Source organism: Escherichia sp. WS1265, from assembly GCF_046487585.1.
Lineage (GTDB): Bacteria > Pseudomonadota > Gammaproteobacteria > Enterobacterales > Enterobacteriaceae > Escherichia > Escherichia coli.
In genome coordinates this window covers 39,188-64,340 of the sequence record NZ_JBJQJE010000029.1, presented here as the reverse complement: position 1 = coordinate 64,340, position 25,153 = coordinate 39,188, and the positions used below count along the sequence as shown (strand labels likewise).

The following is a 25,153-nucleotide window of genomic DNA, read 5'->3' as shown; positions in this document are numbered from 1 at the left end:
TGGTTTCCGTTTTACCGCCACCGGTGGTGGCGAAAAACATTATATGGCGGGTCAGATCGTCCATACTCAGCCATAACTCCCTGCCAATATCCCTGACGCGTTGATAACCAACATAGAATATGCCGCTGGCCGGTGATTCCAGAATGACCTCATACTGGAACAGGGTTGGCCAGAAGCTGAAAAGACTTCTTTTAATCATTCTGTCCTGTGACGGGTCAGCACATTCCAGCGTCATGGGCATACGAAGAGGGCAGCGCCATCGCTGCAGACTAAATACCAGCATTGTTATCAGTGTGAACAACAGACATGCCGGTAATGCAAGTGGCCAGATAAAACTGGCCACAAGACTTGCCACCAGGCAAAAGCCATAGATATTGAGACTCTGGAGTGCATTCCAGACAGGATTTCCCCAGGCTGTACGGTGTAAAAGCTCGGGGTTAACGCGATGTTCACTCATGGCCAGACTCGCTGTCGGTGGTTTTCAGGAATAAATTAAGCGTGCCAGTTTCCTGCAGAATTCCTGTAGGCAGATGCCAGCCGGTGTCGGACAGCACCCATGGGGTACCGGCAAATCCGAACTTACGGAAGGCGACATTGTTAACATCAATCGCAGCTCTGGCTGCTTTCAGGCATGTTTCATCTGCAGGCGTTGTTTCTTCTGATGGCGTCATCATTCCGTTATCTGCGGAATACAGTCGGTGCCAGCCGGCAGCACGTTTCTGAGCATCTTTTTCACACAGCAGTGGTGCCACACGGTCGGTGGATTCCTCTCCACCAATAACTGAAACCGGGTAGATAACGACATTGAAGTCGCTGGCCAGGCGTTTTAAGGCCGGCTCCAGAAGTCTGCAGTTAGGACAGGCAGGATCGAGAAATGCGAACAGGGTTCGTTCATGACCGGATGACAGGTTGATGGTAAACATGCCCCGATCGGCGTTCCGCTTCAGAACAGTAGCCAGATTATGTCGCGCAGCTGCGGCTTCCGGATTTTTGCTTGTGATTGTTTTCTCCAGGACCTGGACGTCTTTTTTCGGGGGAACCGGGAGTTGAATGCCTTCATTTAATGGCACAGTGTGATTCAGGTGAGGGGGTAGCAGTCGTGGCTCACCTGCTGTCTGTACTGCTTCAGGCGTTGTATCATCCCAGAATACACGATCAACATAGCGGAACAGAGAGAAGCCAATCGTTGCCATTACGAACAGCACAACGCTGGCGATTATGCCACGGAACAAAGGTGTTCTGCTGAAGCGGCGTTCCATCAGATATTCAAGGCGCAGGCAGGAATCAATAGCTGTAAGTATCTGGTCAGCGTTATGCTCCTGTTTATCAATCAGGACGGTTTCTCTGTTACGGGTGCCCATGGCGTCAAAGGCTATATGAATCAGTTGATTATTTCGTGTTACCAGCCCTGACAGGGCATCCCGTGGAAGGACAGCAATAATTTCTGTCCTGCCATCCGGCCAGATTGCCTGCACGGAAATATGTTTTGCAATGCGTGTTGCAAAGTACTCGATTGTCATTTTCAGTTCTCCGGATAATCAGAATTCGTTGTCTGTAGCAGGTGTGCGGGGCAGGATGTCGTCGGTGAGGGACCAGTTGGTCAGGATGCGGCGTTTCCGGTCGCGATCTGGTTGTGGTTCATCCCAGATAAGACCGAGACTGAGCATATCCCGCCGTAAGCCTTCCACCGCTTCATCAACACAGGGTTCAGGGCAGGGAAGACCAAAACGCATGGCTTCGGCCTCTGCACGTGCAACGGCCACCACGCCAGCGCCTTCAATAAATCCTTTCGTGGTATTGGCGCGGTGTAATGCATAAAACAGCGTTCTGTCCACGCCTTTCAGCCAAATCCAGTTGGGTGGCGTAAGCCGCAGGTCATGTGCATACAGCCAGACCAGCCCACTGCGGACGTAGCGATGTTGTTTCAGCCATTGCTGTGCTCCGTTGCTTTTAATCACTCTCTGGAAAGCTGATTTGGCCAGTGAATAAACAGGGGTACAGAATTTCCCGCTGTCCCGTTTGCTTTTAATTCTGCATGAGAGGTTCAGTGTATCCATGAGCTTTAATGCTGCCTTCCGATCATCCAGGAAATACTGAAGGCCAAATATGGCAAAGAGCGCTTTTTCATGTGGTGCCATGTCTTTCCAGGACGTTAAAGGTTTACCCAACTGGGCCATGAAACATCGTCTTGCAGCTGCAACATCGAGCTGCATATTGGTGATGAGAGTATGCTGTTCGACAAATGCTTCCGGGGTGAGAGCAACCCGCCGTTCAGGTCGTTTACCACCATGAAAGAGTTTTTTCGGATCACCATCTGCCAGTACAGGGGCGATAGCAGGGGATAACGAAGCAAAGATGTGTGGCAGTCGGGTAATATCTACTGGTCTGCGGGTGAAACGGCTTTGTCCCGGATGTTGATACCATTCCCACAAACACCAGAGTGTCACAGGTAAGAGGTACATCCACAGAATACCTATGGTCTGTTCCATGACGTTAACCCACTGGCTATAGCTTATGTTGGCGGCGTTGTTACCGGTCATGGCAAGCAGGTTGTATCGTGGTGCTGCATAGTTATGAAATGGTCCCCAGTCGACCAGTCCCCATAAGGTATGAAGAATCAGGCAGCTGGTGTAAACCACTTCCGGCAAGAATAACCATATGACGAATAGCAGCAGGATAAGAAGGACACCAACAGCGCCCCATATCTGCATAGGATCTTCTGCGACAGGCTGTCGATTGTAAGACATGACAAAGTCTCCATTTCTGGAATTTAAATCGAACGGAAAGATTAAAAATTGTTTTTGGGTCAGGCTGGTAACACATCAACAAAAAATATTTTAATGTATCACCAATGTGGGGGTATATATTTTTTATAAGCCCTTAGTAATTCTTCTATTAACTCACCAAGGGCTTTGCAGTATGCGTGTACGATGTTGTTTTAGCTAGATAATCTTTAATTGGTGTTTAACCAATTAGTGGCATATCTAACTCACTGTTTGGCTTTAATCTGTTATTTTTTTGAAGTTCTTTATGAAGGCTATCAATAAGAGGTTTGTCACCATCCCAGAAGTAGGACTCATTATTCCTCGATTGAGCTATCATGTCTTCATGCCATATGTCTTCCCACCAGGTACTTGTCTCACCTGCACTACATATAGTTATGGGGTGCTTTTCTCCGCTCTTATAACAGGAATCCAGTACATATTGGCTAATGTTATAGCTTTTCACTAACAGATTGCTATTTATATATTTTAAATAAAGGGATTGTAAAATTACAAGGAAATCGACCAGGTCGTGGAATCCGCCCTGTCCTATTTTTTCTTTGTCTGATAAGTAAAGGTTTGTTGAGAAAAAATCTGTAGTTATGCTGTTTTCAAATTCTCTCAGTATTAGTATATTGCCAGATTCATTTACCCTGAAAATATGAATAGATGAGACTTTACGACCTTTGTTGTCAGGCTCTAAAAGTGCATCGATATCTTTTTCTCCGCCACGATTCCAGTTTATCCTTCCTTTAGAACTCTTTGGATAAGGTACATTTTCGCCAAACTTTAACCAATCTGGAGAGCATCCAAAGATATCGCTTAATTCGTCAAGCTCTGTAAAGCTAGGAACAGCATTTCCGGTGAACCAATTTTCGGATTCTATGGCGTCATGATGGCCTAATTGTTCTGCAATTCTTGCGGGAACAAGATTAATGGCTGTTATGACCTCATTAGCTTCTGATAACGCTTGATTAAGACGCGCGGTTATTTCTCTTTGATAGCGTTCACCACCAGTTAATTGTTTTTCATTATCTACGGAGCAACTAAGGATATATCTGGCCTGTGCTTCCAGGGAGCGTTCAGAATGCAGAGCTGTCTTTTCCAGAGCCTCATATATTGCATCAGGTATTAATCGAATCAATAGTTTCTTCATATATATTATCCTATCAACATACCGTGATCTCATATTGATTTCTCAAAGAGGTCTTTTCAAGATCTTAGATGTAACAATATGTTTCTATTGGGCTGTTTGAGTTATTTCAGATATGGAGAAGATAATTGTAAGCATGAATAGCTACTGGTTTTGCTCAGTGGAACACTGGCTCTCTTTGTTAACTAAACCATATACAGCAGAAAGCCCCTGGAGATTTTTTTATCAATCAACCAAGGGCTCTACTGTAATGCCTAGACAACATTATAGTAGCCCGATAACCGCCGTAAGGCAATGGAGGGGCTATGATGCCACAGCGAACGTTTTTAATGATGTTAATCGTCATCTGTGTGACGATTCTGTGTTTTGTCTGGATGGTGAGGGATTCGCTTTGCGGACTCCGGCTCCAGCAGGGAAACACAGTGCTTGTGGCAACGTTAGCCTACGAAGTTAAACGTTAACGGGCAACACGGCGGCAGGTTTTCTGCCGCCGCTTTGTTGCGAAGGCTGACCTCATTGCGCCCTTTCTTCTTCAATGAAGCGTATCCGGTATTGTTTCATTTTCCCTGAAGCCGATTAGCTCCAGCCGAATGCCTTTGCCATCGGGGGCCACGTTCTGCATTTCGCAGATACCACGTCGGGTCATGAGTGTGAAGGCTGTCATTGCCAGCATGGCTAACGCATTTTCCTCGCTTCCGCTGCGTTTCTCGAGAGCATCTGCAATTTCTTCTATGCTCCCCACCTGAAAGCAAGAGTCGAATTCTTTACTCCACTTTTCTGACATCGGATTTTCTCTCTGTATTTATGGGTAGTTATCGAACTGAATGTGCCAGTTTTTTCAGGAGACGGCAAAGTTGAGATGGTTGGTTCTGATTCAGAGCATGAGTTTCCCCGGTGTGACGGGCATGTTGGGCGGATTTTGAGAAACAACAGATGTAAAAAAACCGACTGGTGAGGTCGGTTTTTTTACTGTTCCGTTACAGAGTGGGTGGCCCTGACCGGAGGAAATCTCTTTTCAACTAACGTTCTTATAATAGCGAGCTGTTCATTTGATAGCAACCATCCTTATAATCCGCAGGTTAGCTCTGTCTGGCGACACTTCTGCCGTGATATCCATCGGGACTATGGATGCAAGATTTTAAGTCCTGGCTGAACAAACAGGTGGTGCTGTGTTCAGTGCTCTGGCAGGAGGAAGTCTCTTTTCAACTAACACTGAAAGTGCCGTTGTGACAGGCAATGTAAGAGTAAGCAACGGTGATTTCCTCCAGTGATGGAGAAGCGGATGATTAATCTGTTAATCATCGTTCTCAGGGCAGTAGTTGCCGTTGCAAACGCGCTGATTGCTGTTCTGGAACTGATCCGGGAACTTGTCGACTGATAAGCCTGGAAACGTAACTAAGGGCAGGGAGTTACCGCTTCCTGCCCTTTAACAAAAAGAGATCTCACGTTAAAAATTTGTACCCTTCTTTAACTTCCAGTGCCTGCTCCTTTGACTCAAACATCAGTCTTGTTTTCCCGGGAACACCCCATGAAATGTATTCAACATCTATCCACCATTTTCCATATTCTTCATATGGACCGGATATTACTTTTTTGACAAAGGCGTCTACCAGATTCATTGTTTTTTCCTTTTTGTGTTGAAAATAATTAATGCCAGAACACAGCGAAAATAATGAATGCGCTGGCTGTGATAATTGCGATTTTCTCCCATATGATATTTTTCTCATGGGGGATTCTACGGAGATTATTTCTTCGCATTGAGATACCGGTATTCATTTTTTATCAGTTTATGGGGTTAAATGGTCACGGACATCATGCGGACGGTTCCCTGTCACATGCCATCTGGTTTTTTCATTCAAATTGAGAGATATTACTAAGTTGAGTCGCTTGCGATAGTGGACTCCTGTTTGTAAGTGAGTGCCATTGTTTATTTCATGAAGAGGATTGATTATGAGCATGCCTCCTGCGATAGCTAATACTTTCTTGTTTGAAATGATGAAGAGTAAATCAAAAGACATTACGCTTGCTGCGATCTATGCATTAGGTGAAGGTCGATGCCAGGCGGATAACATCATTCGTGAATTAGAGAGATTGAGTCAAAGTGATGATATGGAAATAAAAATTGCTGCGATTAAAGCACTTGGTCGAATTTATCGGTAACGGCATAAGTTATCTGTTGTAATGAACAAAAGCCGGCTCATTTGAACCGGCTGTTATGGGGGGAGCTTATCTTAAAATACTTCGGCTACAGGCACGCCTGCAATCTGCTCCCACTCCTTACGCTTTTCCTGAATCAGACGAGGAAAGTCGACAGGGTAATCATATCCTCGACTTGCCATAGCGTGCATGGTGTTTGATGCGGTTTCTGGATGAGTACACCATGATGGAATAGGAACCATTGGCAGATTGATGTATTTCGTATGAATTTCCAGTGTTTTGTCGTCTGTTACAGTACGAGTGAAATTATGAATGTCAAAACCGATAACATCCATAATGTTGCCTGGATAGATACGGACATACAACATTGTGCCATTTTTAAGGTCAATACCAAAATAAGCTCCCTGAGTTAAAGATAATCCTTCATACCCCTTCTCTGGAGAGTAGAAGCCTGACTCTTTTATTGTTTGTACAACTTTTCTTATCTTTTCTCTCCTTGTTTTTGCACGTGAATACATCCATATACCTGGTGCAAGTAATAAGAACCAACTACCAAAAGTGACAACATAATCTTCAATGTTGTCACCATAATAACGAGAACTAAATAACATCAGTGTAGATGTCAGTGCGCAAAATAAAAAGAAAGGTATTCCTAAAAAGAAGTAAGCCTTCCTTAATACATAATATAACAACCACCAAGTTGGAAATCTGTCAGGTGTCTCTTTTTTAGCTTTCATACAATGCCTCCCCTCGTACTATCTATTATTTTAATGCCGATGGGGAGGTTGTGCAATATTTATATTATCCTTTTATTCCGTCCTTGTCGTCACTTCCATTTGTATTATTTTTAAGACGATCTGTTTTCATTCCAGGAGTATGTCGGATATTGCGACTTCCTCCAATAAATATTTCTTTAACAGAATTTGCCATGCTGCCAAGAGTGTTGGCTCCCTCACGCCCACCAAGGAAATTAATAACATGATCAGGTAGGTAGGCCTGAAGGGCAAATATGGCAGCCACAGTGGTTGTACAAATTCTGGCGTATATCAGCAAGAAACCAGCAAGACTGAAAATACCGGTCAGCGAATTGAACTGTACGTTAACCAGGGCAGCGCCAAATAATGCATTCAGTATTGTGCCTACGGCGATGATGGCAACAGAAGCAAAGAAAAAACCAAAGACCATGATGGGCGGCCTTATCATACTATCAATTAAGTATATATAACCGTAGGCTGCCCGACTTCCTCTGTCTTCTGATGTTCCGAGATGTGTTGCAGCCCACAGAGGTCCGGCGGTACATCCTATTAATACACTGACTATCCAGTTCCCAATGCCTGTCATCCAGAAAATGAATGGTATAAATGGTAGGTAAATTGATAAGGAAAAACCCGCACAAAACAACAGGAACAACAAGAAATATATTGGGGGAGCTGCAGCATCCAGCAGAGCAACTAATCCTTTAGGTAATCCAGAGAATAAATTGGCAACCTTTCCGAAAATAGAGTTATCACCTACTGTCGCGAGAACTCTAACTGTTGTATATCCACTCCAGAGAATCTCTGTTGTTCCTAATGTATAATCACCAATATTTTTCATCTTTATCAATGGATTGACCTGATCGCTTGTTGTTCCTGTGCCACTTATCTCTGTTGCTATCCAGTTGGTTCGATAGACAAAGAAGCTCATCATTTCAGATAAGGCAGACTTAGGATCTTGCGCATTGGCCATTCGTTGCTCATTGGCTGATGTAACAGTGCCCAGAGGTGGTGTATAGGTGGTGTTCTGTAATTGAGTCTTGTAGGCACTCATGACTGCACTGAATAAGTCAGTATCACCAACTTCTCCCAGTGATGACATTGAGGTTACAGCTGGAGCTCTGTCAGCCAGCTCTGCCAGACGTTGGTTAGCTGTCGCAAAGGTCTGATACCACGCGCCAAGCGTTACCCACCCGTAGGTTGTGAGATAAGATTTAAGAGCCTCTTTTCTGGATTGCTCTCCGTTATCAGTGGGTAGCGATTTTTGCACAGCACGTTCGTATTCGTCGGCTGCTTTCTGAATTCGTGTCTCGATATCCGGCAGTGTTCCGTTGCCAGAATTTCTTTTTTCCAGAAATGTTGTCACAAACTCACTGGCAGCGTTGTCCATGTCGCTAATCATATTATCCATGGCTGCACGTTGTGCTGAGATAACACCGCTGTATTCGTTTTTACTGAAGGGATTAAAGAATTTTCCAATCGTCGACTGATCTGTTGTTCCGTTCCCTTCTACTGACAGGCTGGCAGTACCACAGATACCGCTGCCATTGGATATTGTGACAGTGTAATTACCACTGGCGGTTTTAGCTGATTCTGTCATCAGTGAAGTCGAGGATTTGGCCGTCTGATTAAAATCATTTAGCCCTGCGTTAACCGCATACTTACACAGTTCCATTTCAAAAATGCCACGCGCTGCTGTTCGTGTGGATGCCTGAACTGGCTGTACAGTCATTGAATAACCATTTGCGATATTATCAGCGGCAACTTGCACCATCACATTGGCGGACCCAACCCCCATTATCGATGCGCCCCATAACATAATGAGCTGAGCGAGACTCCAGCCATTTCCGGTAGGAACGATCATCAGAAAACCTGCGACGAAACTCAGTATGCCGACAATATCGCGCCCGACGCTGAATACCTGTCCCTGATGCCCCGAACGCACAACATGGCGGATACTAATGAAGATACACCAGACGATAGCAAGTACGGCAATGATATTGTTGAACACCCAGAACATGCTTCCGATCAGGGTGGGGTCGCTGGTTGACAGTGGATTGGTGACCACATCACCGAATATCGTGACCAGCGCCTGGCGGGACAGATCGTCAGGATTGGTGGCGGCAGACACAATATCCTGATAGGTCACTGAAGCCATTGCCGGCAGTGAGGATATAGCAAGGCCTGCACAGAGTGCGCGAAGTAAAATTTTCACAGTAACTCCGGAATAGAATTGCGTATGGGCAAAGGCCACACAGGATTTAATTAAGGGGGATGGCGACATGCCACTGGTACTGGCATCTGGACGTGATCAGTATTGTTTACTGGTTACGGCAATTAATGTGGCATTGCGCCAGCCATTGCGGTCGTTCAGAAAATCACGGAAAGTCCCCTGCTCGGGTTCGCTGACTTTTCGTTCATGCAACTGCCAGAGGCGGTATGTAACAATCAGTGCTCTGGAAGCACAAAGAGCGACGCCTGACAGTATCAACACAAGAGTGCTGATGGCGCGTACCAGAGTCGTAAGAGGTAATGAAGAGGCGGCAAAGAGCATACCACTGAGAAACAAAGCGATGGCCAGCAGACTCCAGCAACAGAATCGCCATACTGTTCTGCGCCGGCGGAAACGACGATCCAGATCGTCTACTGACATATGGCTGGCCTGCAGAGCTTCTTCCCACGTGAGGTGGAGTTGCGCCTTTTTATTATTTACCTGACGAAATCTGTCCAGCCTGCGTTTTTGTTGTTCCAGCATATGCTGTACAGAATTCGTTATCAGGCGAGTCTCCATCAGCGGAACAAAAATGTTAATAATCCTCCGGGTGGCTATGCGGGTTATGGATGGTGATTTTTTGACGTTTTTCGTCTGGTCTGAATTTTCCGGTAACTTATTCATTTTTTCAGTCCTGTTCTGACGTCAGCTTTCAACGTGCGTTTGCCTGATTGATTGTTTTCTCAAGGCTACCGAGTTGTTTTTCATAATACTGGCGGGCAGTCAGAGCCAGTTGCTGGCCAGAGATAACATTACCCTGGCGGATCTGTTCTTTCAGATCGTTCAGCTGCCAGTTCATTTGCGCAGTGATTCTTACCAGTTCACGGAGCAGGTTATCCCCCTGCATTTCCTGTAAATCCACCAGGTATGCTGTGTTGGCGTAGCGCCGGCCAGCCTCAAAAGCTTCAAACTCACGGGTACTCATATATCCCCGTGCTTTTGCTTCTGGTGAAGCCACCTGGTCGAAGTAAGCGGCCGCTGAGTCTGACTGCAGTGTTTCAGCCAGTGCTTTACGTGTGCTTTCATTAGGCGTGCTGTCAGCAATCAACGTCAGTTGGGGATTCGACGCAGAATCAATGATGCCGTTGTATTCGTTCTGGAGTCCGACGTAGGTTCGCCCACTCTGGGTATTCACTTCTCCTTTACCCAGAGCACGACCGGCAGAGGGGCGGGAAGTGTTTTTCATGTAAGCCGTCGCTGCATCTATTTGCTTCTGATCCCATGTCAGTGCCGCAGGTGTGTCCGCTGTACCTGCGCCGTGGTAAATCGAGCGTACCTGACTGTCTCCACCTGGTATTTCGCCCACAGAAGGACAAACGGCGGTTCCTCCAAAACGTGCATATTCTGCTTCTGTACAGTAACTGGCGTGTATGGCCGCGCCATCATAAGCTTCCCGCACGGGAGAGTTTGCTGCGCTGGCCAGACGGTCGCGGATGCTACGGTTGCTCACACCGCCACCTTTACTGAGTTTTGAGGCTGCGGATGCTGAGGCACTTTTGCTTTCTGTTGCAATCCCTGATGCGGATTCACTGCAGATGGAGTCTGGCACGGTGAAGCTTTTCCGTGCCTCCTCGAGGCGCTGAGTTTCATTACTGAAAATCATCTGCTGACGTGTCGCCTGTCCGTTCTGGGCAATGACACTTGCCAGCTTTTCAGAGTTCTGATTGATAGCGGTACCCGTGGCTGTCTGGGTACTCAGTATGTCACTCAGCACACCTTTGATGGCCTCCATTCTGGGGACGACCTGCTGTTCAACGGGACGGCTGGCGACGACGGTGACTGAATAAGCATGAGCCTGGTATGCCGTTCCATTCAGGATAGCTATAAGGGCTGCGAGTAATGTTTTTCTTTGCATTTTATTGTCTCCTGCTCGGGGTGGAGCACAAGGTCAGGAAGGCTGTCGTATTTTCTGTCTTCAGGTAGTGGGGCCAGTGGGAAACACTGATATCGCCTGGTGATATAACCTTTCCTGTTCCGGTTATCGATGATGCTGAAAGAACGACGTCTGACGCGCCGTAAGGTGGAAGGGTCAGTATCCATTACAGGCCAGTCACCGGCACTCAGTGCCGGCGTTCCGGGAACGGATGGCCATAACCAGGTATCATCGGACATCAGCGAAGCCAGCGGTGAAGGGAGTATCCACTGGATGACATGCTGAACGTCGAATGGTGCTTCATCCGGGACAGAAACCTGCCATATTGCCGTTGTTATCAGCTCATCTGTGCTGGACGGCAACAACAGCCGCATGCCTGTAACCTTTCCCTGTGTTCTGGCATCCGAGGCGTATATCACTCTGGGATTGGGGGCCGGATGTAACCTGAAGACACGTGACGGCAGAGTGAATGAGAAACTGTCACCTTTTACCTCAAGTTTTTTAAGAAATACCTGCCCTCTGGCAGGTCTCCGGCAGCGTGGGGTGATATGAATTGTACACATCAGAGATTGTATCCCTGTTTTCGGATGAGCTCCGAGGCCAGTTCTTCAATAACATTGTCACTGTTATGTTGGCCCGCCCGGTGCTCAATTAATGACGTTGCAGAACCTCTGGGGAAGTTTTCGGCCAGAATCTTACGTGCCCGAACTGAACCTAACTTATTTGTCAGTGTTTTACGCAGGGCACTGTCTTTTGGCGATGAGTTCAGCGCCCATAGCTCCAGTGGACCGACGGTAAATTTGAGTATTCTCGCAAGCGTGCCACTTTTTACCCTGAATACTCCCAGAACAGGAACACCACTACCATCTGGTGCCGGGCCTTCCGGCATTTTCAGGAAGCGTTTCAGCATAAATTCAGGCACGTTGAAGTTATCCCTCAGTACGGGGATATCTTCGGGTTTGTAGCGCAGTAACCAGAGAGTATTTGCTGACTTAAGAACGCTTTCCGGGTAGTCCCTCAGATACTGCGTACTCAGAACCGTGCGGATAGCAAACTTGCGTTGCTCACGCTCCTGGGTATCCAGATTTTCCCAGATGAAGTCAATGCCCCGGGCGTTATGCAGTTCATCATAAACTTTTGTCTTAACCTCCTGATCAAGTTGGTTAATACGTTTAAGAGCGATTTCATGGTATTCCCGTGGAAGCTGCTTTAACACTTCATCCCTGTATTGTGGCAGGGTGAAGTCACCACCGGCGATCTGACCTGCAAGCAGGTACATGATGCCGGTTTTAAGCCTGCCTGCAGGCGTTTTGTCACCGGCAACATTATTCAGATCGACAGCGATGACCCGGGTTTCCGGGTTGATCATAAACCGGGTATACCCGGATATCATGGGGTAGTCGTTATGTCCCTGCTCGAGAGCGCGGCGGATGTAGTCCAGCAGAAGTTCGTTTGAACCATCACGCTGAACAGTACCGAAAACATCCCTGAGACTGGTATGGCCCAGCATCGAGGACACTTCGGGAAGCTGGGGCATTGCCTGATAATGTGCCCGCTGAGCCGCCATGATATACCCGGCATTGTGGAGCATATCCCGGACTTCGAACCAGGTTGATCTGGCCCACCAGGCTGCATCATGTTTTTCATACAGTCCCGAGTCCTGCAGTGCTGAATCCACCAGTTCTTCCGTTGAGGCGCGATAAAGTCGCGGATTATTTTCACCGTACTCTTTAAAAGCCAGCTCGATAAGCTGGTTGATAATTTGTCGGGTGTCTCCGGGGTTACAGGGTTGACCGGTACCGGTATCGACACAGAGAGCACACAGCACAGATGACATGAAATTCTTTTCCGGCGTAATAGGCTTTTTAGCGCCGTACATCACGTCAAAAAGGTTACGGGTGTATTCCGGATCATTGCTCAGAATAATACCGACAGCTTCGTCTTTTCTTTCCGGAGGAAGACTGTCGCGAATAAGCTGAACCAGTCCCTGAGCACTGTATCCCTTATCGATATAGGCAATGAAGGGCAGGTTTTTCTGAGCAGATGATATCTGTATTTCCGACAACGTATTAATCAGAACTGATTTACCCAGTCCCGGATCGCCTGGTGCCAGTTCTGTATGTTTATTTTGTTGGGATGACGCCAGACCAACCTCAAATGCGGAACCGTCTTCTGTATGTAACATCAGATTCCCTTTGCCTCGCCAGACAGAGCCTGCCCTGTTAAGCGGGAAAAGCGAGATGGCATGTGACAACGGGGGATACAGGGGAACCGGGCCGGAGCCTCCGGATGCCGCGAGAATGGTATTCACCCAGGCGCGTCGGGGATCGCCAAATGTTGTCGTGGTGCCACATACGCCCCAGCCTTCAATGGCCGATTTCAGAATGGCCTGGTTTCGTGTGCATATTTCACGTGTTTTTCCCCACGTGGAGGCCATGATGGTCATTATGCAGACAGGTTCTTTTTCATCCGTTGCAGCCAGGGTCATAACGGATTCATACATTGGACGAACGGCAGAAATGAAGCTGCTGTAAGTCAGAAGCGTTTTCTTCAGATTAAGAGCCTTCATCCCGCCGGGCATCAGATCCATTCTGATGCGCCAGGGGACTGCGCGGGGGACGGCACGGACCAGTTCGTTAAACGTCTGCAGATTTTGCGGAGGTAAAGTAATCGATACCATTCCGTGCCAGAGTCCGCCCGCCTGAACCAGGTTGCCCTGTGTGGTCACCTGAGTGTTGAATAACTGCAAATGCAATGAAGGAGCATGTAGTACGGATTCATCGTCAGTCCAGCGATATCCCGCTGGCTGGGCATCTTCAGGCAGGTGGGGTTGCCAGTTACGCGGTGTGCTGTGCCGTTCTGTCTGACGACGTATTTCACGCCCGACCTCGTGTATATCCAGTAGCCGGAGAATCAGGCCATCAGATGAATGTCTCAGTGCCTGTTCCACATTATCAAGAAAAGCTTCGTGGCGGATTTTCAGTGCAGATAAGGCCCACTGCCAGGGGGACTGGGCAAAGCGTGCTTTCGGTACCCGTTCAGCCAGTCTTCTGACAAGCTCATCATGGGCGGTGCGATCGCTGTTGCTGATAAGGTCGGGTCCACTCCAGATCGCCAGCCAGCAACGCTCCCGGACCAGCCATGGGGACAGTGTTGTGACTTTCTCATCGACCACATCCTGTAACTGGATACCTGTATTAGCCAGTGAGCGCTTTTGTGGGGCGACCATGTCTTCGATTTCTTCTTTCCCCATGTCAGGATCACGCTCAAAAACGAAGCTGATTTTATGACCGCTGTTTTTATATGCCGTATTCAGGCTGTCACTCATGCTGGTGATCAGCGATTCCAGTGAACCTGGGCCAGTCTGGTCGGATGCTTCATCCATTTCCCTGAAAGCACCGCTGACTTCAAAGACAGAGAGATATTCTCCACGCTTTGTGGCTGCAATATAGGGCGAATTCAGCCATGGGCGGCGTTCACGATCCTGTCTGTCCAGACCAATTACAGTACGTAAATCGCAATATTCAACAAAACTGCTTGCGACAGAGAAACGGGATAGCGTGTTCAGACAGTCTTCGATAGTGAAGATTAAACGGTTTATGTTCATAGGTGAGGGAACTCCGGACTTACAGGAGGGAGGTTTGTGCAGTTTGATTTTTTTAATGCCACCCCGCGCTGGAGTGGCATGAAGAAAAATCAATCAACGTATTCTTTTTTGATGAATGAATCTGGTGTCAGAATCAGGGCAATCCCGTTCATTTTTTCACGCAGGGGCGAACGACCGGAAGGTGGATAGCGACGAAAAACGTCAGCGAAATCGGCCGGGCGGAAACTGCGGAATTTATCCTCAACCGCCAGTCTGTTTTGCATCAGTGCAGAGAGCGCTTCCCGTCCCCGCCGGACCCGGAACTTATCATTACTGAAAACTTCCTGTAATGAACGGCGGTTAAGGGCCACGACTGTGGATGGATGAAGGTCGGGTAGCCACACCATAACGCCCTGTGCTGCGGCATAACCATTCAGTGAATGCCAGGCGTGGCAGAAAGCACATAAGCTGTAAGGCGGGCCGTCTTCATGAAACAGTTCCTGCTCTTTCTCTGACAACGGCTCTGTACTGGTGATTTCAGCTTTCTGTACATGGCGGAGTGAAAGACGTCTGGCAGACAGACGGGCCTGCTCAAGCGCCCGTTCAGCGGCTTTTACTGCCGTGTTGTACTTTTCCTTTTCGCCGGTTGCGACTGGTTCACCACGCCTGATTAACTTAACCAGATGTTCTGTGGCCTTATTAAGACGAACTCGTGTGTCACTGATTGTGTCGGTAAGCTGTCTGAGTGGCCATGAGTCATCCAGTCTGAAACGGTGCCTGACGTTTTGCCGGCAGCAGATACATCGACCGGGCGTTGTTAATTCCGGTTCCGGTAACAGTGGCTCCTGTGTATGAACCACATCAATTTCTGGAAAGGGATACAACCACAAGTTTTTAATGCTGTGTTGCATGAGCAGGCTCCGTACTGGTGTAACGTTTCACGGCTTCCAGAATGATGTTTGCGATTTCATCGGAACAGCATTCTGCAAAAATGAATTCCTGATCGTCCCGACTGTCGTGGGCAATCACATTGCCGTTTTCTGTTCGTCGTAACGTTATGTGCTCCGGGCTCCAGGCAGACATATGTGCCTCCTTGTATTGCCGAACAGGAAGGGCACCGGATAAATGCCAGTGCCCTGGACAAGATTAGCCAATGGAAATTGAGGAAATCCCCAACTGTTTCTGGCTGCGACTCATCATTTCAGGTCCGGCGACAAGTACCGCCCCAATGACGATAGATACAATGCAACTAGCCAGTCCCATCCCCCCTTGTTTCCCAACTTTTTTCAGGCCAATCAGGCCCCCGAGAAACAGAATTACGCCGATGAACTGCGCAATAGTCAGTGATGATGACTGTGCTGTTTTGGCACCTTGTTCGACATTGCGAACCATATCGGCAAGATCTCCATCGGCAAGAACGGCTTTGGGCAGCAACATCATGGGAATGAGCAGCAGGAACTTAGTCAGTTTGCTCCGGCATGACATTACAAACAGTTGTGCGTGGATAAATGCGGCGTACAGACGGGCCGCTACGACACGAATACGTGACATAGTTTCTCCTTAAATGGATATATCAGTGGTTTATATGAAGGTGAAAAAAATCAGAAGACGATTCCAATGCTTGCCAGCAGGGCATTGAGGACACGATCGATAAAGACCAGCAGGACGCCGGCAATAAATTTGACGTTTCCCTTACTGACGGATTCACTGGCACTCAGTGCGGTATGTCCATCGAGTCCGGCCTTGCGCCAGATGGATATCCCGTTCATTACAAATCCAACACCGGCCAGCTTGGCCAGCGACAGAACTGCATTTGCTGCGCCAGCAGCAGCGCCAAACGTCTGAGGTTGTACATATGCAATCGGGCCAAATGAGTCAGCCCTGAATCCCATTTGTACGCCTCCGGCGTTAATCATTGCCGGGAGTGATACGAGCATGCAGCTGGTTAACATCCCCGCAATAAATTTTCCGGGAGACATTTTTACCGGACCGGCTGAACGGGCGCGGGCAAACAGGGTAATCATGCTGATCACCCCGATGAATTCTCCCCAGGTAAACAGGAAATCCATTCCGGCACTGAAAATACTGCTGGCAAAGTTCTCAATGGCGGTCAGGGCATCCATGTTCATCAGCGTAACGTCCCTGCACTGGTGATGATGGTCCGGGTAGTCGGATCAATCCGCTGGATCACCACATTGCCCAGCGTCTGACCTTCTCTGACAGCCCAGGTACTACCCTGCCAGCGAATCCAGGCCATACCAGTTTCCATCGACATGATTTTCATTCCGTTAAGTACAGACGACGTTTTTTTCTTTGCTGGATGCGGTGTGGAAGAGGATTCAGTGACGCTTTTCTGTGTCATTATTCCGTTCAGGCGGCTCCGGATATCATCCAGCTGACGGCGTGTTTCCTGTGCGTATTCTTCATCCTTTTTTATAGCTTCGCCCAGCTTGTTAATGCTGTCGTGAAGCATATTCAGTGTTGCCTGAATTTTTTCATCGCGGTTATCCAGCTCTGTTTTTACATCCCGGGCAAGCTGGCTCATATCTTCTCCTGTCCGGACAGTCATAGTCTCAGTGGACTGAACGGAAGGTGATGATTCTTGTGTGGTTTGCCAGGTCTGTACGCCAGCATCCGCATCATTAAACGGAGGCATGCCTGTTTCCGATGGCGCTCTCAGGAACAGATACCATATGGCTGCGAGCAACACGATTGCACATAGCCCCCATGTTGCTACAGATATCCCCCAGACGGAACGTTTCCAGAAGGGGGCGGGTTTCTCTTCGGGTTCACCGAAGCTGCCGGTTTCATCTATTTCTGTTTCAGGTTTCATTATGGTGTCTCCGGTTGTTCATCATACCGACGTTGCATCACAGCTTTTCTTTGCTCCATGGCTGTCTGCATTCGTGCCTGCGAGCGTTGTTCCGCCTGTGATGTACGATTAACTGAAGGGGAAATGCCACTGGAAAGGGAAGATGACCTGGCGTCGTTTGTCATTACCGGGTCAACAAACAGAATTGATACGACTTCATGCTGATACACTTCTACCTGTTTATAGGGCTCACTTTCTGCCTGGCGGGTTAATATCTGACTTCCTCTTTCCGCCATACCACCGGCAATAACGCCCGCAACAGCTTCACCACTGGGCATTCCCACGCGTCCGGTAACCGTGCCATAGTTACCCTGAATAACCTGCGTGTTGGCATCTTTATAAAGTGTGCCAATACTGCCCACACCTCCTAACACTGACGGCAGAATGATATGTTTAAACCAGCGTGTATTCACATTGCTGGCCACGGATGACATCAGGTTGTCTTCCCGTTGAGCATATGCATTGACCTTAAGGTCCATGCCGTTCCAGCTCATCCGGTCGAAATGGATCTCCACGCCGTTACCCACCAGTTTGACTCCCGGACTGAACAGCGTTGCCCCTGCCCAGGGGCCAGCGGGAATGGTTGCGATAACCTTGGATGACGGGTTATCAGAATCCACTGCAGTATCAATATATGCCGGTATACGGGTCAGAGCAGGTATCAGTTGTATCCCTTTTTCTGCTACAGGCGTGGACAGGCTGGCATTCTGTAATGCGAATTGCTGCGTACCATTCTGCCCTGTTGTTTCTGCCGGAGATTTATTCCACATAGTCGTTGCTATGGTTGGTGTACTACCGGCAGGATGCTGATCTTTTATTCTTACAATCAGCTTTTGCAGCCGCTCCATACGTTTTTCACTGGCTGCTCGATCCTCCTGTGGTGTGCCGGAAGCCTGGCGATGAGCATAGTTTTCCGGTTTTGCTGCAGGCTGTTGTTGCTTTTCCGGAGTGTCCGGAATATCAAGCCCCTGTGGAAGACTGGCAATGAACGTCTGATTATTGCGGGCTGCAGCTGCGGCCCCTCGTTCATTATCCGCTCTTAACAGTTCACGATAGTGAGGCGTTTCGGTAACGCTGCGCGTTCCGCCGCTTGCTGCACTGTTAATGTTCACGGCTGACTGCATATCGCTGTTACTCCCTGATAGTTTGGAAAACGCGATATAGCCGCCGCCAAATAAGATGATGCTGCCCAGTCCAAGCAGGGCAGCCAGTTTCTTTCCGGATTTACCGGCATCCTGTTCAGCACTCATGATTACTCCAGTTCTGGTGTCACGTGAACGGACTGGCCATTCACAGAGAAAGTCAGTAGTGGGGTGACGGGAAGTTTCCAGAGATGAGTTCCGTCGGCAGAGGACAAGGTCTGTTCAAATTCATCGCGCAACATCGCCCGGGAACGAACCAGAAGGTCATCGCCGTGTTGCCAGATCGTTGTATCCGGGACATTACCTGTGAATTTCAGCCTCTTAACTGAAGGGTCCCGGGGAGGAATACCATCCAGAAATGCCTGTAATGTTGCATCATGCAGGGCGATCTTATCCGTCGGGATGGAGACAACTGGGCTGGTTGGTCCCTGCCGTGGTATTCGCAGATCCAGACGACTGTCCATTTCCTGACTGGATGACGGCGTATCTGTTTCGCCACTGGTTACGTTCAGGATGACCGGTACCGACAGACCTTTCAGGTAGACAGAAATATTTCCGGATGCCCATGGCCGCAATGGTGTGATTGTCACCATGTTCTCGTTGTACTGCACATCAAAGAGTTTTGGTGCCGCGTTATAAGGAGGATCGGATTGTGGCCATGGTGAACCGTTGATATCGGTAAATGTCACCACGCTCAGGTTGTTCATGGCTGTGCGAACAAGAGGAAGGCTGGCACCGGGGGACAGATTAACTGTCAGAGAGCTGATACGGGGTACAACACTGGTGATGGGCGCATTGATGGCCCGCTCGTTATCCGCCATGAGACTGCGTAGTGAGCGAATCTCATCGGCGGAGAGCTCAGAATCAAGCCTTGCCGCATCCTGTACCAGCGGGCTGGCCTGCCCGGGGGCAGGCAGCTCACCTTTTACCAGTGTTGCCGGAACACCTCCGGTGTTTTGGGAGGTGTTCTGAACGTGATCGCTGGCAGAATTTGTCGTTTGTGGTGTGCGTGCGTTCTGCCATCCTGCGTTATCTGCAGACGTGGCGGCGCTGCACACCAGGAGCAGTGTGCTCAGTAAATAACGTGATTGCATATTACTTATCTCAGGAGTTCGGTCCGGCGTTACGGGAGATCATCTGCCGGATTTCCATACCGGATGGTTTCAGTCTGGGGTCAACACGCTGGATGGTGATTTCGAAAACAAAAGACTGTTCTGGCTTGCTGGTTGTCTGGCCGACCAGACGCATACGGACAGGATACTGGAATGTCCAGAACCATACGCCGTCGGACATTTGTCCCTGTCGTACCAGAACGCCAGCACCTGTCGTGGCGGTCAGATTCATCTTCTCTTTCTTGATCGTCTCCAGAATGTTAGATGCCTGTAATGCATTCACATATCCGACAAAACCTTCGTCAGAAAAACGCGGAGACAGGGAGGAGATCTGTGAACGATAGTGCACAAAATCCAGGTTGAATGCGGTCGCCAGTGCCTGGCTGCCAAAGGCCATTGCATCATTCTGACTCCATGCTGGCTGACTTGTTGGTGCCAGCCTGACCAGACGACCATTGTCTGTAGCGAAATATTCGCGCTCCACATTCGTTGAGTGCCAGTACTGAATGGCGTTACCAGTAATACTGATAAGAAGACATGTGCCCGTACATAAAAGCGCTTTTATCAGCGCAGGGACATTATTTGCCCGCTGTTCTGACTGCTTCATAGCCCTGATTGTGCTCTTCAGTATTTCCGGGTCAGGTGCCGGATGTGATGGCGAGGATGGCTCGGTATTTTCGGTCATAGGTTGTAGTCCTTCCAGGGATCAATATTCCCCGGCAGCTTTTCATTCACCTTGTCCACGACCGCGTCGCAGACCTGGTTTTCCAGCTGCGACAGAATGTCGTCAAGGCTGGGGAACTGGGGGAGGTTTATGCTGATTTTTTTGATTCGTGACAGACAGGACTGCAGGGATGAGGAAACATCGTTTTCACGTTGTGACCATGCATCCGCAGCTGCACGTGCTCGCTCATATCCTGTATTACTACCGGCCTGTGCCGCGCTACCCGCACGACAGGTTGCAGCACTTGCCGTGGATGAAATCAGGATAAGGCCGAGCACGGCAACCAGAGACTTATGCATGTTCATATGGCTTCCTTACCGGCTCATCGGCCGGGGCTGTGGGAGAGATCCTGATGCAGAGTTTTTTCCTGCCTGTCCTCCGGCTTTTGGCTGTTGGACCACTGCTGCCATGACTGCTCGAAGCCCAGGTTCCGGTACAACGCATCAGGTTGTTTTTCCGGCGTGTAGACAGCAGCAAAAAGCGGTTCTTCCCGGGTTTTCAGATGAAACTGCATAAGCTCCGGTGCAGGGCGATTCGTGCTGTCAGCATCGTGGTTTACCGCTTCACCATAACCTGCAAAGCGTAAACCTTTGTCGGTCAGCGCATTGATAACCAGCTGACTGTTGTCGGCTGATGGGGTGGCCAGTGCCGGATACAATGTGCCGTTCAGCCGGACCACACCCTGCAGATGTTCATCGGCACTCTGGACAAGTAGCAGGTTGAGTTCACGCGTATCCTTATCCACTGATCCCAGAACAGGTGTCAGCTTGTCAGGGGCTGCGCTGGTTATTTCTGTTACCTGATTTGCGTTCTGTGGCGCGGAGACCGGATGTCGGTCTTCACCGATAAACAGATGTGAGCCGACGTTTTCTGGCATACGTAACGCTTTCATCTCTTCGGGCCACCCCTGGCTGATTTGCGCAGCCACTTTCATAAAGGTTTCGACCGGAATCGCCTGAATACGCTGACCTTTATCCGGATTATCATGTGATACCGAGATCCCGTTGGTAACTGACTCCATGGACCACTTATTCCGGAAACGTGCTTTTTGCTCTCCCGGGAGGATGAATTGTTCGCGGTTCTGAAGTGTCAGTGTCACCACGTCACCTTTCTGATGGTTTTTGACCAGACTTTCCAGTTGTTCCCCCCAGTAGAGTTTGCTGCCACTGCGGTTTTTAAGCTCAACAAAGAAACTCTCTCCTTTGCCGGGTGCATATTCAGCACGACCAAAATTGTGCAGTACGGCAGTCACGCTCTCTCCCGGGCGAAGTTTTCCTGGTGGTTCTTCACCTTGTGCCGCATCTGCCGTTTTGCCAGGTTCAGCCGGTGATGATGCAGGGACGGTGCTGACGGTTGATGCTTCAGGGGCTACTGGGGACGCCGGGGATTGTGTGGCTTCTTTTTCCTGAACAGGGTCTGGGACTGCTGGTTGTTCAGGGGTATTCCGGTTAAGTTCCGGTGTTGGCTTATGGGTGACAACAGTATCCTTACCGACAGCCATTTCCTTGCGTAATTTTTCGAGCGCCGCTCGCTGATCCGGGAATTTCATGCGCACTTTGATGTTGTGCTCGATGATCAACTGCATCGCTTTTTGCTTAAAGGCATCACTGCCCGTCAGCTCAATGACACCACCATAAAAATCAGTGGCCACAGCAAGTGCAGCCAGAACACTGCGATCGTCATTGCTGGCACCGTTGACCATTTCCAGCCGGTTTACCCGGTCAATGAAGGCAGGTTTGCCATCCAGTTTGTACAGGACGGTTCTGTCTGCTCGTTCTTCACCTTCCAGCGATTTAATGATTTCGTCCAGATTGAGCGATATCGGTGCATCAGGGCGTTCCGGGGCGTAGACAATACTGTCAGGTGCCGGTGTGGTCGTCGTGGTTTCCGGTGAGGGTGTGGGATCACTGTTCTCATGCGCCTGTGAATCCGTTTTTTTACGCGTAAAAAAGCCACGCGCTTTGTCGAGAAACGATGAAGTATTATCAGAAGATGATGTGCTCTGAACAGGTTGCTGTGGAGTGGGGTCATCCCGGACAGCCGGTTCTACTGTATCTGTTGTGGCCTGAAGTTCTGACTCATCAGCCTGAACGTGGCCTGTGTCCGGTTGCGACGGCATATCACTGTTTTCCTGCAGATGCTCAGGATTTTCATTGTTCATCAGCTCCTGATATGCGCTGTAGTTTTCGTATTCTTCGGGGCCATCTGACTCAGGAAGGAACGGCTCTGGCTGAAGGGGAATGTCTTCAGTTACATGGTTGACCGCCTCTTCCCGGGGAGTATCCGGGGATATTCCGGTGCTTTGTTTGTCATCAGGCTCCGTCATCACGGTCATTTCCTCTTTGACTGCATCAGGGGAAGGTGATGGCTCGGCTGATTCATTCATGGTTTCAGATGAGGGACTGTCTTCAGGGGATGCGGTGGTGGCAGCAGGGGCCGGTATTTCAGGTGAAGTGCCGGATTCCTGTTGTGACTCGTTTTTTTCCGGTTGTGACAGTTCAGCTTCAAATTCACGCCAGTCTTTATCTGTGGCCACCGAGACAACTTTTTCCGGAGGTTCCGCCGGATGAGCGGGTTCATCAGGGGCAGACGCCGTTGTACTTTCCGGGGACGCCAGTGATTCTGCAGGGGAGTCCTGAACTACAGAGCTTTCCGTTTGCGCCTGAACGTTATCAGCGTGCCGCTCATCTTTGCCGTTATTTTCAGTGGCGTGACTGGTAAATGACTGTGTTTCATCAGCAATGTTACTGCTGGAAGCAGCTGGTTGTTCCTGCTGCGTGGCGGACGGCAGAGAAGGTCCCTGGTCATGGCTGTGCCCTGTATCGGGTGATGTTTCAGGATATTCTGTCGGAGTCATGGTTTTTTCCTCAGTGTGGACCGGTGTAAAAACGAGGTTGCCTATCACCAGTGCCTCGCGCATTTCCGGGGTGTTACTGTTGGGGGTGGAAACCCCGATGTGTTCTAACTGGGCGTTGATGACATGCTGAAAAGCGGCCCGTCCCCGGCTTGCGTCCAGGTCATTGAAATCGGTCAGCCCCTGCGCTTTTTCGGCATCGGTGAACGCAGGAAAGATGACCGATCCTCCTGTCAGTTCTGCGGCTTTTGTTGCACTGACGATACCTTTGTTAACCCGGATTGCATGATCGTTGTCGGCACAGAAGATAAAGGGGCTTTGCGTCCACTTTTGCCGGGCATTTTCGGCAACGGCAATCATGTTGCCTCCATCCACCGTCATCAGTACCGGAAGGCCCGTGGCTTCGTGCAGGGAGGCCGCAGTGGCATAGCCCTCGGCAAACAGTACCGGCTGACCGTTGCGCGGTGTGCCCAGCGCAAACCAGTTACCGGTTTTCTCCGAATCTATCAGGATGCGGGCATCTTTCCCCCCGGTGACCGGAATACGCTGGTAAGAGCGTATCGCGCCGTTACGGTTACTGAAGGGAATAACCAGTTCATTTTTGTTGTTTACCCGCACCCCCGGTGCAGCCTGAATGCCTTTCCGGGTCAGGTATTCATGTGCTGTGGCCTGCGGCCATTTGTTGATATAGCGGCGGGCATACGCGGCCTGTCGGTTGTACTGTGCTTTCAGTTCCCGCTCCGCGTCCTCCCTGCGTTGCATTGAATGCGCTTTCAGGTGGAGTCTTGCGCGGGGATCTGTCTGTTCTCCGCCGGAGAAGGTCCAGGTGATCGGCGAATTATCCGCGCTGCGATAATCCCTGTACCAGCCGGCAGGTCTGCCGTCCAGGAATCCGCGATATGCGCCACTTTTTTGTCCTTTTTTGTCATCGGCGGTCGGGACACGGTGGATTTTCCCGTCCATGACCGGCAGTTCTTTCAGAACCAGTCCGGCATTCTCCAGAACCTGGGCAAACTCGGTGACCGGATCACTGCCGTTCATGGAGACGTCCTGTGGCCGGGGCAGCCAGCGGTCCAGCCTGGACAGGTCCGCCCCCGGGCGGGCGAACCAGAGTTTGTGCTCCTTGTCCCAGATGACGGGCGTGTGCCCGTTCATCGGGGGATGTGCTTTTTTGAGATCTTCTATTTCATCTGCAGGCACGGCAAGCCAGGTGCGGTAGCGGGATACAGACGGCATGAGTGCTTCTCCTGAAAAAAGACGGAAAAAAACCACCGCCGGAAGCCGGGGGTGGCTGGGGGGATAGAAAATCGGGGGAGAAATGTTTGTCAGGGTCTCCAGTCTGTACCCTTATTCCAGCGATCCTGCCAGTGTTCAAGATATTGTGCGGCTACATCCGGCATATTCTTGAGCACAACGACATTCTCTGAATTCTTGCGTGCAGCAGCACGAGAGAAGTTATAGGAGCCAGTTTCAACCGTGTTTCCGTCAACAATGATGACTTTGTCGTGATGGATGGGGAAGGCATCTACAGTCCGGAGAGGAATGTCCAGCAGGTTGATATATTTCATCGCTTCCTGACTTGCCCGGTTCGTATTCCCCTTGTCATCAACAACAATACGGACGTCCACTCCGCGTTTTTTCGCTTTTGCCAGCGCATGCATTACATCCGGGTCGGTGAAGGAATATGCCATCATCCTGATGGAGCTTTCCGCACTGTTGATTGTGTCAAGCACCAGAGCGGATGCGCTTCCTTCAGGAGAAAAGCCGACCTTCACGGATGGCGTGTCGATCATTGCAAACGATGGTGTCGTGAACAGTAACGGGCATGCCAGTAGCGATACCCGGAGCAGAGTAACGATAGTTTTTTTACCTGACATAAAGACTCCAGAAT

Annotated in this window: 25 protein-coding genes and 1 pseudogene; 3 read left to right on the top strand and 23 right to left on the bottom strand. The window is 49.5% G+C overall.

Features of this window, described 5'->3' with window-relative positions:
* The 4 genes and pseudogenes from ACJHX3_RS22700 to ACJHX3_RS22685 form a co-directional block, all read right to left on the bottom strand.
* Nucleotides 1–457: pseudogene (locus ACJHX3_RS22700) on the bottom strand (conjugal transfer protein TrbC); the annotation flags it as partial.
* On the bottom strand, nucleotides 450–1,520 hold the full coding sequence (gene trbB / locus ACJHX3_RS22695) for an IncI1-type conjugal transfer protein TrbB (protein ID WP_000151579.1): 1,071 nt from the start codon (nucleotides 1,518–1,520) through the stop codon (nucleotides 450–452). The gene trbB and the pseudogene ACJHX3_RS22700, both read right to left, overlap by 8 nt.
* Nucleotides 1,521–1,538: 18 nt before the next feature.
* On the bottom strand, nucleotides 1,539–2,747 hold the full coding sequence (gene trbA / locus ACJHX3_RS22690; RefSeq protein WP_001383960.1) for an IncI1-type conjugal transfer protein TrbA: 1,209 nt from the start codon (nucleotides 2,745–2,747) through the stop codon (nucleotides 1,539–1,541).
* A 217-nt stretch (nucleotides 2,748–2,964) separates the two neighbouring features.
* Nucleotides 2,965–3,951 carry a FitA-like ribbon-helix-helix domain-containing protein gene (locus ACJHX3_RS22685; RefSeq protein WP_001257838.1) on the bottom strand — a complete coding sequence of 329 codons (987 nt, stop codon included), beginning with the start codon at nucleotides 3,949–3,951 and terminating at the stop codon, nucleotides 2,965–2,967.
* Between the two features lie 272 nt (nucleotides 3,952–4,223).
* On the opposite strand from ACJHX3_RS22685, the gene ACJHX3_RS22680 reads away from it, so the two are divergent.
* Nucleotides 4,224–4,376, top strand: a complete 153-nt coding sequence (locus ACJHX3_RS22680; RefSeq protein ID WP_001331364.1) for a Hok/Gef family protein — start codon at nucleotides 4,224–4,226, stop codon at nucleotides 4,374–4,376.
* A gap of 71 nt (nucleotides 4,377–4,447) precedes the next feature.
* Here the strand turns inward: ACJHX3_RS22680 and ACJHX3_RS22675 are convergent, their stop codons facing one another.
* Nucleotides 4,448–4,699, bottom strand: a complete 252-nt coding sequence (locus tag ACJHX3_RS22675) for a hypothetical protein (RefSeq protein WP_001291964.1) — start codon at nucleotides 4,697–4,699, stop codon at nucleotides 4,448–4,450.
* Nucleotides 4,700–5,197: 498 nt separating this feature from the next.
* Here ACJHX3_RS22675 and dqlB point away from each other — a divergent pair, with 498 nt between their 5' ends.
* Nucleotides 5,198–5,293, top strand: a complete 96-nt coding sequence (gene dqlB, locus ACJHX3_RS22670; RefSeq protein WP_001303310.1) for a DinQ-like type I toxin DqlB — start codon at nucleotides 5,198–5,200, stop codon at nucleotides 5,291–5,293.
* 64 nt (nucleotides 5,294–5,357) lie between these two features.
* On the opposite strand, the gene ACJHX3_RS22665 is transcribed toward dqlB, so the two are convergent.
* On the bottom strand, nucleotides 5,358–5,534 hold the full coding sequence (locus tag ACJHX3_RS22665; RefSeq protein ID WP_001054900.1) for a hypothetical protein: 177 nt from the start codon (nucleotides 5,532–5,534) through the stop codon (nucleotides 5,358–5,360).
* A gap of 331 nt (nucleotides 5,535–5,865) precedes the next feature.
* On the opposite strand from ACJHX3_RS22665, the gene ACJHX3_RS22660 reads away from it, so the two are divergent.
* Entirely contained in the window at nucleotides 5,866–6,075 is a 210-nt protein-coding gene (locus ACJHX3_RS22660; RefSeq protein WP_000062602.1) for a HEAT repeat domain-containing protein, read from the top strand.
* A gap of 71 nt (nucleotides 6,076–6,146) precedes the next feature.
* On the opposite strand, the gene excA is transcribed toward ACJHX3_RS22660, so the two are convergent.
* From excA to ACJHX3_RS22575, 17 genes are all read right to left on the bottom strand, one after another.
* Nucleotides 6,147–6,809 carry a plasmid IncI1-type surface exclusion protein ExcA gene (gene excA, locus ACJHX3_RS22655; RefSeq protein WP_000644792.1) on the bottom strand — a complete coding sequence of 221 codons (663 nt, stop codon included), beginning with the start codon at nucleotides 6,807–6,809 and terminating at the stop codon, nucleotides 6,147–6,149.
* A 64-nt stretch (nucleotides 6,810–6,873) separates the two neighbouring features.
* Nucleotides 6,874–9,042: a DotA/TraY family protein gene (locus ACJHX3_RS22650; protein ID WP_077250315.1), complete on the bottom strand. Its 2,169-nt coding sequence runs from the start codon at nucleotides 9,040–9,042 to the stop codon at nucleotides 6,874–6,876.
* Nucleotides 9,043–9,138: 96 nt separating this feature from the next.
* Nucleotides 9,139–9,723, bottom strand: coding sequence for an IncI1-type conjugal transfer protein TraX (gene traX / locus ACJHX3_RS22645; RefSeq protein ID WP_001037996.1), 585 nt, complete (start codon nucleotides 9,721–9,723; stop codon nucleotides 9,139–9,141).
* Nucleotides 9,724–9,751: 28 nt separating this feature from the next.
* Nucleotides 9,752–10,954 carry an IncI1-type conjugal transfer protein TraW gene (traW, locus tag ACJHX3_RS22640; protein WP_001189156.1) on the bottom strand — a complete coding sequence of 401 codons (1,203 nt, stop codon included), beginning with the start codon at nucleotides 10,952–10,954 and terminating at the stop codon, nucleotides 9,752–9,754.
* Nucleotides 10,921–11,535, bottom strand: coding sequence for an IncI1-type conjugal transfer protein TraV (traV, locus tag ACJHX3_RS22635; RefSeq protein WP_000337399.1), 615 nt, complete (start codon nucleotides 11,533–11,535; stop codon nucleotides 10,921–10,923). The genes traW and traV overlap by 34 nt, the downstream gene beginning before the upstream one ends.
* Entirely contained in the window at nucleotides 11,535–14,579 is a 3,045-nt protein-coding gene (traU, locus tag ACJHX3_RS22630) for an IncI1-type conjugal transfer protein TraU (RefSeq protein WP_001024776.1), read from the bottom strand. Before traU ends, traV begins: the two co-directional genes overlap by 1 nt.
* An 89-nt stretch (nucleotides 14,580–14,668) precedes the next feature.
* The gene (traT, locus tag ACJHX3_RS22625; RefSeq protein ID WP_001164792.1) at nucleotides 14,669–15,469 is read right to left on the bottom strand and encodes an IncI1-type conjugal transfer protein TraT; all 801 of its coding nucleotides are present in this window, start codon (nucleotides 15,467–15,469) and stop codon (nucleotides 14,669–14,671) included.
* Nucleotides 15,453–15,641, bottom strand: a complete 189-nt coding sequence (traS, locus tag ACJHX3_RS22620) for a putative conjugal transfer protein TraS (protein WP_001277255.1) — start codon at nucleotides 15,639–15,641, stop codon at nucleotides 15,453–15,455. The genes traT and traS overlap by 17 nt, the downstream gene beginning before the upstream one ends.
* A gap of 63 nt (nucleotides 15,642–15,704) precedes the next feature.
* A complete protein-coding gene (traR, locus tag ACJHX3_RS22615; protein WP_000086960.1) occupies nucleotides 15,705–16,109 on the bottom strand; it encodes an IncI1-type conjugal transfer protein TraR in 405 nt (134 codons plus the stop codon).
* Between the two features lie 50 nt (nucleotides 16,110–16,159).
* Nucleotides 16,160–16,687 (bottom strand): conjugal transfer protein TraQ, encoded by a 528-nt coding sequence (traQ, locus tag ACJHX3_RS22610; RefSeq protein ID WP_001055569.1) that lies wholly within the window; start codon nucleotides 16,685–16,687, stop codon nucleotides 16,160–16,162.
* Entirely contained in the window at nucleotides 16,687–17,391 is a 705-nt protein-coding gene (traP, locus tag ACJHX3_RS22605) for an IncI1-type conjugal transfer protein TraP (RefSeq protein WP_023155244.1), read from the bottom strand. Before traP ends, traQ begins: the two co-directional genes overlap by 1 nt.
* Nucleotides 17,391–18,680 carry a conjugal transfer protein TraO gene (gene traO, locus ACJHX3_RS22600; RefSeq protein WP_001271994.1) on the bottom strand — a complete coding sequence of 430 codons (1,290 nt, stop codon included), beginning with the start codon at nucleotides 18,678–18,680 and terminating at the stop codon, nucleotides 17,391–17,393. Before traO ends, traP begins: the two co-directional genes overlap by 1 nt.
* Before the next feature lie 2 nt (nucleotides 18,681–18,682).
* Nucleotides 18,683–19,666 (bottom strand): IncI1-type conjugal transfer protein TraN, encoded by a 984-nt coding sequence (gene traN, locus ACJHX3_RS22595; protein WP_021513963.1) that lies wholly within the window; start codon nucleotides 19,664–19,666, stop codon nucleotides 18,683–18,685.
* 10 nt (nucleotides 19,667–19,676) lie between these two features.
* On the bottom strand, nucleotides 19,677–20,369 hold the full coding sequence (locus ACJHX3_RS22590) for a DotI/IcmL family type IV secretion protein (RefSeq protein WP_000138552.1): 693 nt from the start codon (nucleotides 20,367–20,369) through the stop codon (nucleotides 19,677–19,679).
* Nucleotides 20,366–20,713, bottom strand: coding sequence for a conjugal transfer protein (locus ACJHX3_RS22585; protein WP_001055900.1), 348 nt, complete (start codon nucleotides 20,711–20,713; stop codon nucleotides 20,366–20,368). The genes ACJHX3_RS22590 and ACJHX3_RS22585 overlap by 4 nt, the downstream gene beginning before the upstream one ends.
* Before the next feature lie 17 nt (nucleotides 20,714–20,730).
* A complete protein-coding gene (locus ACJHX3_RS22580; RefSeq protein WP_006855639.1) occupies nucleotides 20,731–24,498 on the bottom strand; it encodes an LPD7 domain-containing protein in 3,768 nt (1,255 codons plus the stop codon).
* A gap of 89 nt (nucleotides 24,499–24,587) precedes the next feature.
* Complete coding sequence (locus ACJHX3_RS22575) at nucleotides 24,588–25,139, bottom strand: phospholipase D family protein (RefSeq protein ID WP_000014584.1); 552 nt, start codon at nucleotides 25,137–25,139, stop codon at nucleotides 24,588–24,590.
* Between the last annotated feature and the right edge of the window lie 14 nt (nucleotides 25,140–25,153).

Bases quoted from the DNA above. Each gene is read 5' to 3' on its own strand.
- ACJHX3_RS22580 (WP_006855639.1), bottom strand. From the start codon at position 24,498: ATGCCGTCTGTATCCCGCTACCGCACCTGGCTTGCCGTGCCTGCAGAT.
- excA (WP_000644792.1), bottom strand. From the start codon at position 6,809: ATGAAAGCTAAAAAAGAGACACCTGACAGATTTCCAACTTGGTGGTTG.
- traP (WP_023155244.1), bottom strand. From the start codon at position 17,391: ATGAAACCTGAAACAGAAATAGATGAAACCGGCAGCTTCGGTGAACCC.
- traV (WP_000337399.1), bottom strand. From the start codon at position 11,535: ATGTGTACAATTCATATCACCCCACGCTGCCGGAGACCTGCCAGAGGG.
- ACJHX3_RS22590 (WP_000138552.1), bottom strand. From the start codon at position 20,369: ATGACCGAAAATACCGAGCCATCCTCGCCATCACATCCGGCACCTGAC.
- ACJHX3_RS22585 (WP_001055900.1), bottom strand. From the start codon at position 20,713: ATGAACATGCATAAGTCTCTGGTTGCCGTGCTCGGCCTTATCCTGATT.
- traR (WP_000086960.1), bottom strand. From the start codon at position 16,109: ATGTCACGTATTCGTGTCGTAGCGGCCCGTCTGTACGCCGCATTTATC.
- trbB (WP_000151579.1), bottom strand. From the start codon at position 1,520: ATGACAATCGAGTACTTTGCAACACGCATTGCAAAACATATTTCCGTG.
- ACJHX3_RS22660 (WP_000062602.1), top strand. From the start codon at position 5,866: ATGAGCATGCCTCCTGCGATAGCTAATACTTTCTTGTTTGAAATGATG.
- traX (WP_001037996.1), bottom strand. From the start codon at position 9,723: ATGAATAAGTTACCGGAAAATTCAGACCAGACGAAAAACGTCAAAAAA.
- traN (WP_021513963.1), bottom strand. From the start codon at position 19,666: ATGCAATCACGTTATTTACTGAGCACACTGCTCCTGGTGTGCAGCGCC.
- ACJHX3_RS22680 (WP_001331364.1), top strand. From the start codon at position 4,224: ATGCCACAGCGAACGTTTTTAATGATGTTAATCGTCATCTGTGTGACG.
- ACJHX3_RS22675 (WP_001291964.1), bottom strand. From the start codon at position 4,699: ATGTCAGAAAAGTGGAGTAAAGAATTCGACTCTTGCTTTCAGGTGGGG.
- traS (WP_001277255.1), bottom strand. From the start codon at position 15,641: ATGTCTGCCTGGAGCCCGGAGCACATAACGTTACGACGAACAGAAAAC.
- trbA (WP_001383960.1), bottom strand. From the start codon at position 2,747: ATGTCTTACAATCGACAGCCTGTCGCAGAAGATCCTATGCAGATATGG.
- ACJHX3_RS22665 (WP_001054900.1), bottom strand. From the start codon at position 5,534: ATGAATCTGGTAGACGCCTTTGTCAAAAAAGTAATATCCGGTCCATAT.
- traT (WP_001164792.1), bottom strand. From the start codon at position 15,469: ATGCAACACAGCATTAAAAACTTGTGGTTGTATCCCTTTCCAGAAATT.
- ACJHX3_RS22575 (WP_000014584.1), bottom strand. From the start codon at position 25,139: ATGTCAGGTAAAAAAACTATCGTTACTCTGCTCCGGGTATCGCTACTG.
- traW (WP_001189156.1), bottom strand. From the start codon at position 10,954: ATGCAAAGAAAAACATTACTCGCAGCCCTTATAGCTATCCTGAATGGA.
- traQ (WP_001055569.1), bottom strand. From the start codon at position 16,687: ATGAACATGGATGCCCTGACCGCCATTGAGAACTTTGCCAGCAGTATT.
- dqlB (WP_001303310.1), top strand. From the start codon at position 5,198: ATGATTAATCTGTTAATCATCGTTCTCAGGGCAGTAGTTGCCGTTGCA.
- traU (WP_001024776.1), bottom strand. From the start codon at position 14,579: ATGAACATAAACCGTTTAATCTTCACTATCGAAGACTGTCTGAACACG.
- traO (WP_001271994.1), bottom strand. From the start codon at position 18,680: ATGAGTGCTGAACAGGATGCCGGTAAATCCGGAAAGAAACTGGCTGCC.
- ACJHX3_RS22685 (WP_001257838.1), bottom strand. From the start codon at position 3,951: ATGAGATCACGGTATGTTGATAGGATAATATATATGAAGAAACTATTG.